We start from the raw sequence: 12745 nt of genomic DNA on the forward strand, positions 1-12745 counted from the left end.
GGCACCCTCATATCTTCGCAAGATAGGGTTCGAGGTCGGCGAGGCTCGTCAGCGTGTGTGCCGGCGCGTAGAGGTCGACATGCGGCAGCGCCGCCTTGATGCCGGCGGCTTCGGGCGCGTAGCCCTCCCAGCCCATCATCGGGTTCAGCCAGACGATGCGCCTGCAGCGTCTTTCTAGCTGCGCCATCTCGCGGCCGAGCAGGGTCGCGTCGCCCGTCTCGTAGCCGTCGGAAACGATCATCACGCAGGTGCGCGAATGGATGGTGCGCGCGGCATGCCAGCGGTTGAAATTTGCCAGGCACGCGCCGATCTTCGTGCCGCCGCCCGCCCCTTGCGCCATCATCGACAGCCGGTCGAGCGCGCGTTGCGCGTCGCGCTCCTTCATCGCGGCGGAGACATGTACCAGCCGCGTGTGGAACAGGAAGGCTTCAGCCTCGCGGAACTCGTCGAGGACACCATGGATGAAGCGTAGGAACACCGCCGTGTACATGCTCATCGAGCCCGATGCGTCGAGCAGCATGACGAGCCGCAGCGGTTTTTGCTTGCGGCGGCGCTTGACCAGGCTGACCGGCACGCCGCCATGGCTGATGTTGCGATGGATGGTGCGCCTGAGATCGAGCCGGTAGCCGCGACGGCGGGCAAGGTCGCGGCGCGTTAGTTTCGTGCGCATCGCCCGCGCCAGCCGCGCGGCCACGGCATGCGCTTCCTCCATCTGCGCAGGATCGGTGATCTTGCGGAAATCCGTCTCGGCGAGATTTTCCGCCCGCGAGGCGCCTTCCATGCGGCCTTCGCCCTGACGGTCGCCGTCGCCGGCTTCCTCGTCGGCGGGAACCTGGTCGAACGCCGCTTGCCCGCCGGCATCGGCCGGCTTCTCCTGCAGGCTTTTGACCGCGGGATTGTTCTGCGGCGCGGCCGACCCCGTCACCACTGAGCGCGAACGCACACGCTTGCCGAGCCAGAAGGCATCGAACAGCCCGTCGAAAATCTCCCAGTCGGCCTTGCGCGCCGAGAAGAGGTGCTTGAAGGCCGAGCGCAGCAGGCCGGGTTTCCGGCCATAGCCGGCGGCCATCAGCGCCGCCGCATCCTGACCCTCGCGCAAGCCGACGGCAAAGGCGTTGTCGCGCAAGGTGCGCAGGAAGGCGGCGAGCTTAGACGAGACGAGTTTCGAGACTTCATCGAGTTCCTCATAGCCTGGAGGTGTGCCGCAGCAGCTCATGCTACCTTCCCCAGCAGGCGTTGCGTGACTTCCGGCTTGAACCGCGCTTTGTCCTCGCGCGTCTTCAAGAGGCACATCAGCGTCTCGTGCACGGCCTCGGGCGCCTCGCGCAGGTCGCGCACATCGAGCCCGACCAAGGCTGCCGCCCAGTCCAGCGTCTCGGCGACGCCCGGCACCTTGCGCAATTCCTCCTTGCGGATCTTTTCGACCATGCGGGCGATCTGGAGCGATAATGACGCGCCGGCGGCCGGAAGGTGTGCGGTGATGATGCGTGCTTCACGGTCGACATCGGGATAATCGACATAGTGGTAGAGGCAGCGCCGCCGCAGCGCGTCGGACAGTTCGCGCGTGCCGTTGGAGGTCAGCACAACATACGGGATGCTTACCGCCGTTATCGTGCCGAGTTCGGGGATCGACACCTGCCAGTCGGACAGAAGCTCGAGCAGGAAGGCTTCGAACTCCTCGTCGGCGCGGTCGACCTCGTCGATCAAGAGCACGGGCGGCCTCTCACGGCAGATGGCCGCCAGCAGCGGCCTTTCGAGCAGGTATTTTTCCGAAAATATCTGATCCTCGATGTCGGCCATGCGCACGCCGCCTGCCTCCACCTTGTGCGCCTCGATCGCCAGCAGCTGGCGCTGGTAGTTCCACTCGTATAGGGCGGCCGCCTGGTCGAGGCCCTCATAGCATTGCAGGCGGATCAGTTCGGTTGAATGCACGCTGGCCAGCGCCTTGGCGACCTCGGTCTTGCCGACGCCCGCCTCGCCTTCCAGCAGCAGCGGGCGCTTCAGCAACTGCATCAGCGAGACCGCGGTGGCGAGTTCGCCATCGGCGATATAGCCGGCCTCGGCGAGCCGCGCGGCGATCTGGTCACGGGACAGGGTCATGAGGACCCTACCCCACCGCCCCCAGCCGTTTCGCCGCTTGCCAGTTGCGCCAGAAATCATGCGGCATCTGGATGTGCGTCGAACCGAGGAAGGAGAAGGCGTCGTTGACGGCGTTCGAGAAGGCCGGCACGCCGCCGACATTCGGGCTTTCGCCGACGCCCTTGGCTCCGATCGGATGATGCGGCGACGGGGTGACGGTGAAGTCGGTCTCCCAATGCGGCGTCTCGACCGCGGTTGGCATGAAGAAGTCCATGAACGAGCCGGTCACCACATTGCCGGTTTCGTCGTAGCGGATCTCCTGCCCCATCGCGATGGCGAAGGCCTCGGTCAGCCCGCCATGTACCTGGCCCTCGATGATCATCGGGTTGATGCGGGTGCCGCAATCGTCCAGCGCATAGAAGCGCCGCACGTTGTAGACGCCGGTGTCGACGTCGATGTCCATGACGCAGATATAGGCACCGAACGGATAGGTCATGTTGGGCGGGTCGTAATAGCTCACCGCTTCCAGCCCAGGCTCCATGCCCGGCGGCACCGAATTGTAGGCCGCCCAGCAGATGTCCTTCATCGACATCGTCTTTTCCGGCAGGCCCTTCACCCGGAAACCATCGATGTCCCATTCGAGGTCGTCCTCGTGGACTTCCAGCCGGTAGGCGGCGATCATCTGCGCCTTGGCCTTGATCTTGCGCGCCGCCATGGCGATGGCCGCACCGGCTACCGGCGTCGAACGAGACCCGTAGGTGCCCAGCCCATAGGGCGCCGTGTCGGTGTTGCCCTCCTCGACCTTGATGTTGTCAGCGGGAAGGCCGATCTCGGTGGCGATGATCTGCGCCCAAGTCGTCTCATGGCCCTGGCCGGTGCTCTTGGAGCCGACTCGGGCAATGCCGGCGCCAGTCGGATGCAACCGGATCTCGCAGCTGTCGAACATTGCGATCCCCAATATATCGCAATTCTTCGACGGGCCGGCGCCGACGATCTCGGTGAAGAAGGAGACGCCGAGCCCCATGATGTCGCGTGTTTCGCCGCGCCTGAAGGCTTCGCGTTTCGCCGCCTGCTCCTTGCGAAGTTCGGCGTATTTGACCGTCTCCATCATCTTCTTCATGGCGGTGTGATAGTCGCCGGAATCATACTCCCAGCCGAGCGCCGAATGGTATGGAAACTGCTCAGCCTTGATGAAGTTCTTCAACCTCAGTTCGGCCGGGTCCATGCCGAGCTTCTGTGCGAGGATGTCCATGCCGCGCTCGATGCAATAGGCCGCTTCCGTCACCCTAAACGAGCAGCGATAGGCGACGCCGCCCGGCGCTTTGTTGGTGTAGATGCCATCGACCGACAGATGCGCGGTCGGGAAATCATACGAGCCGGTAACAATGTTGAAGAAGCCGGCCGGCCATTTCGACGGGTCGGCGCAAGCGTCGAAGGCGCCGTGATCTGCCAGCACATGGACGCGCAGGCCGGTCACCTTGCCTTCCTTGGTCGCCGCGATCTCCGTCGTCATGTGATAGTCGCGGGCAAACGAGGTCGCGGTCAGGTTCTCGATGCGGTCCTCGACCCATTTGACCGGCTTGCCGGTGACGATCGAGGCCACCGCCGCGCAGATATAGCCGGGATAGGCGCCGACCTTGTTGCCGAAGCCGCCGCCGACATCGGGCGAGATGACATGGATCTTCTGCTCCGGCAGGCTGGCGATCAGCGCCACCACGGTGCGGATGACATGCGGCGCCTGGAACGTGCCCCATATGGTCAGGTCGCCGTTGATCTTGTCGAAGGACGCCACGCACTGGCAGGTTTCTAGCGGAGACGGATGCGTGCGGTGATAGGAGATCAGTTCCTTGATCGTCACGTCAGCCTTGCGGAAGGCGGCGTCGGTCAGGTCCTTGTCGCCCACCGTCCATTCGAAGATGTGGTTGTGGTGCTTGCGCGGCCCATGCGCGCCGCTGGTCTTGCCGACGAGATCCTCGCGCAGCACCGGCGCATCCGTGTCCATCGCCTTGAACGGATCGATGACCACAGGCAGCGCCTCGTATTCGACCTCGACGGCGTTGATGCCGTCATCAGCGGCGTAGCGATCGGTGGCGACGACGAAGGCGACTTCCTGGTTCTGGAACAGCACCTTGCCGTCGGCCAGCACCATCTGCACGTCGCCGGCCAGCGTCGGCATCCAGGCGAGGTTGACGGTCTTCAGCGTCTCGGCGGTGATCACCGCCAGCACGCCCTGCACCTTCAGCGCCTTTTCCGAATTGATCGAAATGACCCGCGCATGGGCGTGCGGCGAGCGGACGAAATCGCCATGCAGCATGCCCGGCAGCTTCAGGTCGTCGACATAATTGCCCTTGCCCTGCGTGAAGCGCGCATCCTCGACACGCTTCCTCTTGCAGCCCATACCTTCGAGTTTTGCTTCGCGCTGTTCGCGCGTCGGGGCCATGTCGTTCATTCGGCTGCCTCCTTGAATTCGGTGCCGTTGATCTTGGCCGCGGCGTACTGGATCGCCTTGACGATGTTCTGATAGCCGGTGCAGCGGCAGATGTTGCCTGAGATCCCCATGCGGATTTCTTCCTCGCTGGGTGAAGCATTCTCCTGCAGCAGCCTTTGTGCCCGCAGGATCATGCCCGGCGTGCAGAAGCCGCATTGCAGACCGTGCATCATGCGAAAGCCTTCCTGCAGCGCCGACAGCGTGCCGTCGGCATTGGCAACGCCCTCGATCGTCATGATCTCGGATCCCTGCGCCTGCACTGCGAACATGGTGCAGCTCTTCACCGACATGCCGTCGATATCGATTGTGCAGGCGCCGCAATGCGTTGTCTCGCAGCCGATATGGGTGCCGGTTAGTTGCAAATTCTCGCGGATGAAATGCACCAGCAAGGTGCGCGGCTCGACGAGGCCTTCGACCTCGGCGCCGTTGACCTTCATAGTGATGTGGGTCTTGGCCATTTTCGCTCCTCCTCAGCCGGCACGCGCGGCGGCGCGCTTCAAGGCACGCATCACCATGATGCCGCCGACGCTCTTGCGGTATTCGATCGGGCCGCGCCCATCCGCCGCAGGCGACATGATTTTTTCCGCAGCCGCCGCAGCCTTTTTCAGTGTTGCCTCGTCGAGGCCGGTGCCGATCACGATCTTGGCCGCCTCCTCGGCAAGCAGCGGCGTCTCGGATAGGTTGGTGAGCCCGATCGCGCAGGTCGCGACCTTGCCGCCGGACATCGTCAGCACGACGGCGGCAGCGGCCGTTGCATAGTCGCCGACCTTGCGCTTCAGCTTCTCATAGGCGTAGCCATGGCCCGATGCGGGTGCCGGAATTACGATGGCGGTCAGGATCTCGCCCGGCTCCAGCGCGGTGAAATAGGCGCCCTGGTAGAAATCCACGGCCGCCACCGACCGGGTGCCGCCCGGCCCTTGCAGCGTGTAGCTGGCGCCAAGCGTCATCATCAGCGCCGGCATGTCGTTGCCGGGGTCGCCATTGGCCACATTGCCGCCGACCGTGCCACGGTAGCGCACCTGCGGGTCGGCGATTACCAGCGCGGTCTCATGCAGGATCGGCAGCGACTTCGAGATCATTTCTGACGCCAACAGATCGTGCTGCGTCGTCATGGCGCCGATGACTATGGTGCTGCCATCGCGGCGCACGCCCTTGATCCCGGCGATGCCGTGCAGGTCGACCAGTTGTTCCGGCGTGGCCAGACGCAATTTCATCATCGGGATCAGGCTGTGGCCGCCCGCCAGCGGCCGGGCTTCGTCGCCGAGCGACACCAGCAGCTTGACCGCATCGGCGACGCTCGACGGCCTGTGATAGCTGAACGGACCCGGGATCATCATCTCCTCCATTCGCCCTTCGTCGCCAACTTTCCTGTGGGCCAAATCTTGCATTGGGCGAGGACGTTGCGGCAGGCTGCGACGCGTTGGGCGCGCGCGCAACGAGACGCCCTTTCGGGCGTCACGAGGGGCGGAAATTCACACGAAACGCGGTTTTGCGCGCACGAACTGCGTCAGTATTCGCGACCTGTCGGCGGGTGCGCCTTGCGCCCGGCAAGGCCGAGCCGGGCCTTGAGTTCCGCGATCTTGACGCGGCTCACCGGCACCCGGTGTGGCGCCGGACCGTCGAGTTCGACAACGGCGCCGTCGCCTTCCTTGCGCACCAGGCTGACATGCGGAATTGCGACGATATGGCTGCGATGCACCCGCAGGAATAGATCGGGGTCGAGCTGCGCTTCCGCCTCCGAGATAGACCATGGCGACATACGTTCGCGCGTGCCGTCATGAACCAGCGTATAGTGCGCATCGGCACGCACACCCCTTACATCGGCGACATCGATGAAGTGGATGCCGTCCGCGCCCTCGACCGGCATGCGCGACACCGGAACCGGGCGCGGCTGGCCCAGCCCGCCAAGCGGTGCGGCGGCAACGCGCTGGCCTGAGCGGAGCGGGTGCCCGTTCCAGGTCGCAAAAGCGCCTTCAACCAGCATGTCGGTCGCCGACATCGGCAATTCGCCATCGTCCGCGGCGGTAATGTCCGGCGCCTCGCGCCGGCGCGGCTCGGGGACAAGGAATAGCAGGAAGCCCGCTGCCAGCACGAAGCACAGCAGCGACACGACGAGCGCCAGCATTTGCGGTGACGCGACCAGCCCACCAGCAGCATGGGCAAGCTCGGGTGCCGAGCGAAAATGCATGCCGAACATCGCCGTATAGTGCATGCCCGACACCGCGAGCCCGAAGGCGACCGCGCTGAGCGCAAGCCGCCGGCCGACATGCCGCGCCAGGAAGATGCGCAGGCCGCCATAGGCGGCGCCGACGGCAATGAGGGCGGCCAGCACCACCATGGCGTGCTCATGCTCGATGTTGAAGGAACCGGCGAGGCCGTGGATGCCGACATAATGCATCGAGACGATGCCGCCGCCCATCAAAAGTGCCGAGGCCGTGACGCGCCCGTCGGACGGTTCGCCAACGCTGACGAAGAACAGCGACACGCCGACGACCAGCGCGCAGATCAGGAATGAGACGATGGTCGGCAGCACCAGGTAGGTGGCATCGGCGGGGATGGGCGCCGCCATGACGCCGATGAAATGCATGGTCCAGATGCCAACTGCCAAGAACCCGGCAGCGCCAGCCAGCAGCAGACGGCGACGGGCGCCGGAAGCGCCGCGCACCCGGGCCGCTAGGCCGAAGCCGGTATAGCCACCCAGAACGGCAATCGCCACTGAGAGCGCCACCAGATATGGGTTGTGCCCAGCGAACATGTCGGTTCCGGCCCGCACTTTCCTCCCAGCGGGCGCCTCCCTGGGCGGAAGTCTATATGCGCGACGGTGAGCTTGACAATGACGGGGACGGAACGCGCCGGCTCTCCCGAAAGGATTGAAGAAAGCGGTATCTTGGGCAACCGTGGCATGGGATGCCTCCCTGCAACGCGCTCGTTATGAGAAGCGCCCTTTCATGCCCAACAACTACCGTGCGTCATACGTTCAACATTGCGTTCCAGTCTGCATATTGTGCGACTGTGCACATGGGCATGATATCGCGGCTTCAGAGGCGACACCCCCTTGGTCACCGCGATTATGGTTTTGGCCGGCATGTCGTTGCCGGCGGCTACCCACCCCTGGATAGCGTGTACGCTGCCTACCGCACCCAGCGATGCGAAATCGTCGGCAGATTCTTGGCGGGCGCGCACCACCTCGCCATCGCCCTCGGCAGGCGCTAGAGTTTTCCAGCCGTTGGCCCGCTCGAGGGCGAAATGAGGATATTGATCAGCCTGGAAGGTTGTGGGTCAAAAGACGCTGCTGTTTGCGGAGAGCACAGCTCAAAGTCGGAAGACCGCGAAGCTTTTCAATTACATCAATTGCAGCTGAAACGTACAAGGCTGATCAATATCCTCATATCGCATTCGCGCGCAGTTGCATTAATTCCCCCTTCTGACGGGTTCATCGACGGCACCGTTCCGGTTACAGCCCGGATCCGTCCGTCGTTTCGGCAGGATTCAAATTCCGCTTTTAAAGATTGATCGGAGCCGTCGAATGGGCGAAGCGCAAGGGAATTCGGTAACGGTCACTGACGACGGCAGCGGTCGATACCGGCACCTGATCAACTCGCTGCCGACCAGGCCAGCCTCATGGCGTACTGTGGGATGCAGTCGGCGCGTCTTCAAGACGGATTTGCTCAACTCCATTGCCACGCGCCACCACCGAAGCGTGGCACAAGTGGTCCTGCGCTGGCTGATACAACAGCAGGGCGTGGTGGCGCTCTCGCGCACCGAGAGCATCGAGCGTATCCGGTCCAACACTCAGATTTTCGACTTCTTCCTGACGGACGGAGACATGGCCGCGATCTCCGCGCTTCAAGCTCCCGGCAGCCGGATTGTCAACCCGGCGCATCTCGCGCCGGACTGGGACTAGAGCTTCGGGCTTTCGTGTGAACCCGTATCCCACGGCTGTGCGGTGGTTGCTCCAGGCGGCGTCCATCTGCATGTCCGATAGACAATATCCAAATAAATCAACTGCTGCGATGCCGGGGAGATATCAAGGGTTTTGCCAACCAGCCTTCGCAAGTGTTTCGCGGGCGTCGTGATCTGAATCGGGCGGCAAAGCCATTTCTGTCCCGGCTGAATTTCAAGCCTTGCGCCAAACTCCGCCCCGGTCGGCAAACAGTCCAGAAATGTCTGCTTTGACTGCCCGGTAGTTTTTTCACTTGCATTCGATCCTACAGCCGGAGAGCGACGGATTGCTCTGCTAGCGAACCTCTAGTTCAAGGCGGGCGCTTTCTTCGGGAGAGGCGGCCGCTCCGACACGGAAGGCGAAGGACAAGACCCGCTTCGCATTAGCGTCGACCTCGCATCGGAGGCTCAGATCGTACCATGTTGTTTGCGTGCGGAAATGAGCATTCGGCTGGGCGATGATATTGCCTACCTTCAGCCGAAAAATCGGCACCAGGGCGGGGGCATAAGAAGCGCCCAGCAGCTCCTGCTGCAGGACGCTGGCGCAAAGTTGGCCGGCCCGTTCATCGCGAGGCAGGTCGGCCGTCGCGGTCGTGGCGGACGCATCGCCGGTAGCGCCTTGCGAGTAGAGCTTGCGGACGCCTGGAAGGCCCGAATAAGCCAGTGATGTGGCGGCTGCCACCTCCGTGGAGCCTAGCCTCCTGGCGCTTCCGCTTCCTGACTTCGAGACCTTTGCAGGGCGGTTTTTCGGCGCATTTTCGGGTCTGGTCACAGGCGCCTGGGCCGACGCGGGAAGCTCGATCTCATCGTCGCCGCCGGGGGCGGCCAAAGGCATTGCGGCCGCGGCTGCCTGTTTGTCAGCGTCTTGCGCCCCAGCCTGCTGTTTGTCTGCTTGCTGATTGGCTGTGTCCTGGGCCGCCTGCTTCTCCTGCGTGGGGGCGGTGTCCTTCGCCGGGGTTACCGGCTTCTCACTGGCCTTGGCGGAATCTTCCGGCTCCCCGGAGTTTGGCGACGCGGCGGACTTGTCGTCCGCATCCTTTGGCACGACAGGCGACATCGAATCGTCATCCTTGGCCAGCGACGGCGAGTCGTCTTGAGCACTGGCCCCATCCAGGGATTTCCTGGGGCCGGTGTCCTTATCGCCGAACTGGAAAACAGGCTTCAGGACCTCGATCGTCGACGGCTTTTGTGGCGCAGGCTTTTCCACCTTCTGCTCGGGCGGTTTTTCTGCTTTCGGTTCCGGCGGCTTTTTCGCCTCGGGTTTCGTTGGAGGCGGCGCGGGAGCAGGTTTCGGTTTTGGCTGATCGGGCGGAGGCACGAGTGCGACATTGACCGGTTGCTCCTCCTGCGGCTGTTCCGGAGGCGTGGGCAGGCCGTAGACCAGGAGCGCGGTTATGAGCGCATGCAGGATCAGCGATTCGGGCAAGGCCCACAGCAAAGTCCGACGCCGCTCACCTGTCTCGTCCTTCATCCCCCACGATGTGGAGCGAAAGTGCGGCGGCATCAAGCATGGCCGCCGGATTGGCGCAATTTACCTAAGCCCAGCGGGTCACAAAGTTTGCGTCCGATTGGAAGTGCGGGCTAGGCGCAGGTGGTCGCTTAGCAGCTTGTTGCGCCGAAGCGGTCTGCCTTACTACCGACTTGAGGTCGACTGGCCTTCACCCCGACGCTGTCGCGGCTCGCCCCGTCCGATTCACTGTCGATAATCAGCGAAAGGTAGCGCTTAAGGGCCTTCGCGAACTTGGCTTGCCATATCTCATGCGCAGTATGGAGATCCCCGTCCCGCAAGCTTTCGAATAGCTTGACGACATATTCCTCGGCATCGCCCTTTCGGTCTGTGTAGACGACGCCCAACTGATGGTTGAAGCGCCTGACATCCGCGGTCAACTCGGAAAAGTGGCAAATGGTCCACTGCAGTCCCGTTGCGTCAATGATCGCCTGCGCGCTTGCACGCCGGCCAGAGCCTCCGACCCGAGCCCAAGCTTATCAAACCATCCCATTTGCACGTCGTTGTCGCCGATCACCGCACGGATCGCTGACTAGTCTTTCGACGCCTGGATTTCTGTACTAGGTGGGACGTGTGTCCTCGATGAGAAGGAGAGTTGTAGAGGCCTAAATGTTTTGCTTTGAACGCTAAAGCTTTAGCCAAGATATCGGAAAAACCGATGGTACCGTTGGCTGGGATCGCGGGCGACCCTATGATACTGTTTCTATTTGCTTTTTCCCGGCTCCAAGGACCGATTTGTATCACAATAGGTATCACAATACGCAACACATTTACTGCTGCCTCGTGGGCGCAACCAGAGGTACGCGGTCGAAGCCGCCGCTATATAGTAACATCCTCATGCGATGTCGACTCCACGCGCCATCCTGCTTCTTTCCGCCGCGCCGAGTTGAACGCCTCTCGTCCAAAAATGAGATTGGCGGGCCCGGAGGGTCAGAGTTTTCTACACAAATCAATATGTTAGCGGCTGGTTCGCCAACCCATATCTCTCGTATGATCTCGTATGGTCTGGCGAACCCGATAACAGCGACTCCGCTTGAATGTCAGCTTCGCGCCTCATGTCGGCCGTTGAGGTCAGCGTTGCCACCGCCTGAAGCAGACATCGCCAGCGACCACGACGGACGTGGCGATTGCTCCAGGGGCGGTCTTTCGATGTTTTGCAAGATTGCCACCCCCCACCGCCGACAGCCGCATTGCCCTCGACATGAGCACTCCTGCCGCAGACCGCTTAGAAGGCAGACACTTGGCTGATCCCGGCATCGATCCAATCACGCGTCTGTTCCAGGACCTCGTCCGAAAGCGCAGGGTCGTCGATCGCCCGGGCGAGGATCACTGCCCCCACCATCGCCGCAAAGCTTCCGATCGCTGCGCGGCGTCTGTCTGCCGGATCCAACTCCGGGAGCATAGTGCCGGTACGGTTGATCTGCGAGCGAAGGCCTTCGGTCATGGCCGAGCGTGCAGCCGGGGTCTGATGGCGGATGGCCGCAGCAAGACCCGCCGTCGGACAGCCACCGGCGGCGTTGTCGCGATGACGGGGCGAAAGATAGGACCCCACATAAGCGCGAAAATCGCCCTCTCCGCTCGAATCCGCAGCGAGGACATGGGCAAGGGTCTGCGCGATCAAGTCGTCCTTCGAACCGAAGTGGCCATAAAAGCCGCCATGGGTGAGCCCGGCGGCGTTCATCACTTCCGCCACGCTAACTGCGTCGAACCCCTTTTCGCGAAACAGCCGGCTGGCAACATCCAGAATCCGGCGACGGTTCTCGGCCATCTGTTCTCGACTGACCTTCATTCTCAAAATTCTCCGCCGGCCCCATTGACATTTACATGATGACCATCATATTTAGGATCATTCATGATGATCGTCATGAATATAGGTCTTATCCGAATAGAGAGCAATCCCATGGCCGTCATACCGTCAGTCCTCATCACCGGCGCCTCCACCGGCATCGGAGCCGCCTATGCCGAGCGCTTCGCGCGCCGCGGGCACGACCTCGTGCTGGTTGCCCGTGACATGGCGCGAATGGAGGCTCTGGCGGTCCGTCTGCGTCAGGAAAATGGCGTGGCGATCGACATCATCCGCGCTGATCTTACGCAGCCTGCCGAGCTTGCAACAGTGGAGACGAGGCTGCGTGACGACGCCCGCATCGGGATCCTCGTCAACAATGCCGGAACGGCCATCGGCGGAAGCTTCATCGAGCAGAGCACCGATGACGTCGCGCGGCTGGTTACGCTCAACACGACCGCTCTTCTGCGGCTTGCCAGCGCCGTGGCCCCGCGTCTTACGAAGGCCGGCGAAGGAGCTATCGTCAACATCGGCTCCGTGGTCGGCCTGGCGCCGGAGTTCGGCATGACGGTCTACGGCGCAACCAAAGCCTTTGTGCTGTTTCTGTCGCAGGGGCTCAGCCTCGAACTCGGGCCGAAGGGCGTCTACGTCCAGGCCGTGCTTCCCGCCACGACGCGAACGGAGATCTGGGACCACGTTGGCGCCGACATCAACACGCTGTCCAACGTGATGGAGGTGGACGATCTGGTTGATGCGGCGCTGGTCGGCTTCGACCGCCGCGAACCGGTGACCATCCCTCCGCTTCCCGATGCCGGGCAGTGGGACGCGCTTCAGACCGCGCGCCAGGCCATGCTTCCGAACTATCGGAACGAACATCCCGCCGAGCGGTACCGCACGGTCGCCTGAGCACCAACGAAGCCATTCCGATAAACCACCCCGCCGTGCC

At 62.9% G+C, this 12745-nt stretch carries 11 protein-coding genes; 3 read left to right on the forward strand and 8 right to left on the reverse strand.

What is annotated here, in order from left to right; all coding sequences use genetic code 11:
• Positions 1-7: 7 nt before the first annotated feature.
• From AC1RUK_RS23005 to AC1RUK_RS23030, 6 genes are all read right to left on the reverse strand, one after another.
• Positions 8-1216: a vWA domain-containing protein gene (locus AC1RUK_RS23005; RefSeq protein ID WP_481838810.1), complete on the reverse strand. Its 1209-nt coding sequence runs from the start codon at positions 1214-1216 to the stop codon at positions 8-10.
• Complete coding sequence (locus AC1RUK_RS23010; RefSeq protein ID WP_481838809.1) at positions 1213-2100, reverse strand: AAA family ATPase; 888 nt, start codon at positions 2098-2100, stop codon at positions 1213-1215. The genes AC1RUK_RS23005 and AC1RUK_RS23010 overlap by 4 nt, the downstream gene beginning before the upstream one ends.
• A 7-nt stretch (positions 2101-2107) precedes the next feature.
• Positions 2108-4528, reverse strand: coding sequence for an aerobic carbon-monoxide dehydrogenase large subunit (locus tag AC1RUK_RS23015; protein ID WP_481838808.1), 2421 nt, complete (start codon positions 4526-4528; stop codon positions 2108-2110).
• Positions 4525-5025: a (2Fe-2S)-binding protein gene (locus AC1RUK_RS23020; protein ID WP_481838807.1), complete on the reverse strand. Its 501-nt coding sequence runs from the start codon at positions 5023-5025 to the stop codon at positions 4525-4527. Before AC1RUK_RS23020 ends, AC1RUK_RS23015 begins: the two co-directional genes overlap by 4 nt.
• Before the next feature lie 12 nt (positions 5026-5037).
• The gene (locus AC1RUK_RS23025; RefSeq protein WP_481839420.1) at positions 5038-5901 is read right to left on the reverse strand and encodes an FAD binding domain-containing protein; all 864 of its coding nucleotides are present in this window, start codon (positions 5899-5901) and stop codon (positions 5038-5040) included.
• 173 nt (positions 5902-6074) lie between these two features.
• A complete protein-coding gene (locus tag AC1RUK_RS23030; RefSeq protein ID WP_481838806.1) occupies positions 6075-7322 on the reverse strand; it encodes an MHYT domain-containing protein in 1248 nt (415 codons plus the stop codon).
• 491 nt (positions 7323-7813) lie between these two features.
• Here AC1RUK_RS23030 and AC1RUK_RS23035 point away from each other — a divergent pair, with 491 nt between their 5' ends.
• On the forward strand, positions 7814-8080 hold the full coding sequence (locus tag AC1RUK_RS23035) for a hypothetical protein (RefSeq protein WP_481838805.1): 267 nt from the start codon (positions 7814-7816) through the stop codon (positions 8078-8080).
• Between the two features lie 13 nt (positions 8081-8093).
• Entirely contained in the window at positions 8094-8471 is a 378-nt protein-coding gene (locus tag AC1RUK_RS23040) for an aldo/keto reductase (protein WP_481838804.1), read from the forward strand.
• Positions 8472-8804: 333 nt separating this feature from the next.
• Here AC1RUK_RS23040 and AC1RUK_RS23045 read toward each other — a convergent pair whose 3' ends face one another.
• Positions 8805-10013: a DUF930 domain-containing protein gene (locus AC1RUK_RS23045; RefSeq protein ID WP_481839419.1), complete on the reverse strand. Its 1209-nt coding sequence runs from the start codon at positions 10011-10013 to the stop codon at positions 8805-8807.
• 1228 nt (positions 10014-11241) lie between these two features.
• Positions 11242-11805: a TetR/AcrR family transcriptional regulator gene (locus AC1RUK_RS23050; protein ID WP_481838803.1), complete on the reverse strand. Its 564-nt coding sequence runs from the start codon at positions 11803-11805 to the stop codon at positions 11242-11244.
• Between the two features lie 111 nt (positions 11806-11916).
• Between AC1RUK_RS23050 and AC1RUK_RS23055 the strand changes: the two genes are divergently transcribed.
• A complete protein-coding gene (locus tag AC1RUK_RS23055; protein ID WP_481838802.1) occupies positions 11917-12705 on the forward strand; it encodes an SDR family NAD(P)-dependent oxidoreductase in 789 nt (262 codons plus the stop codon).
• Positions 12706-12745 lie beyond the last annotated feature (40 nt).

It is taken from the genome of Mesorhizobium monacense (genome assembly GCF_056781675.1).

Excerpts from the sequence above, each read along its gene's own strand:
- AC1RUK_RS23020 (WP_481838807.1), bottom strand. The coding sequence starts at position 5,025 with ATGGCCAAGACCCACATCACTATGAAGGTCAACGGCGCCGAGGTCGAA.
- AC1RUK_RS23055 (WP_481838802.1), top strand. The coding sequence starts at position 11,917 with ATGGCCGTCATACCGTCAGTCCTCATCACCGGCGCCTCCACCGGCATC.
- AC1RUK_RS23050 (WP_481838803.1), bottom strand. The coding sequence starts at position 11,805 with ATGAAGGTCAGTCGAGAACAGATGGCCGAGAACCGTCGCCGGATTCTG.
- AC1RUK_RS23040 (WP_481838804.1), top strand. The coding sequence starts at position 8,094 with ATGGGCGAAGCGCAAGGGAATTCGGTAACGGTCACTGACGACGGCAGC.
- AC1RUK_RS23015 (WP_481838808.1), bottom strand. The coding sequence starts at position 4,528 with ATGAACGACATGGCCCCGACGCGCGAACAGCGCGAAGCAAAACTCGAA.
- AC1RUK_RS23045 (WP_481839419.1), bottom strand. The coding sequence starts at position 10,013 with ATGCCGCCGCACTTTCGCTCCACATCGTGGGGGATGAAGGACGAGACA.
- AC1RUK_RS23005 (WP_481838810.1), bottom strand. The coding sequence starts at position 1,216 with ATGAGCTGCTGCGGCACACCTCCAGGCTATGAGGAACTCGATGAAGTC.
- AC1RUK_RS23010 (WP_481838809.1), bottom strand. The coding sequence starts at position 2,100 with ATGACCCTGTCCCGTGACCAGATCGCCGCGCGGCTCGCCGAGGCCGGC.
- AC1RUK_RS23035 (WP_481838805.1), top strand. The coding sequence starts at position 7,814 with ATGAGGATATTGATCAGCCTGGAAGGTTGTGGGTCAAAAGACGCTGCT.
- AC1RUK_RS23025 (WP_481839420.1), bottom strand. The coding sequence starts at position 5,901 with ATGATCCCGGGTCCGTTCAGCTATCACAGGCCGTCGAGCGTCGCCGAT.
- AC1RUK_RS23030 (WP_481838806.1), bottom strand. The coding sequence starts at position 7,322 with ATGTTCGCTGGGCACAACCCATATCTGGTGGCGCTCTCAGTGGCGATT.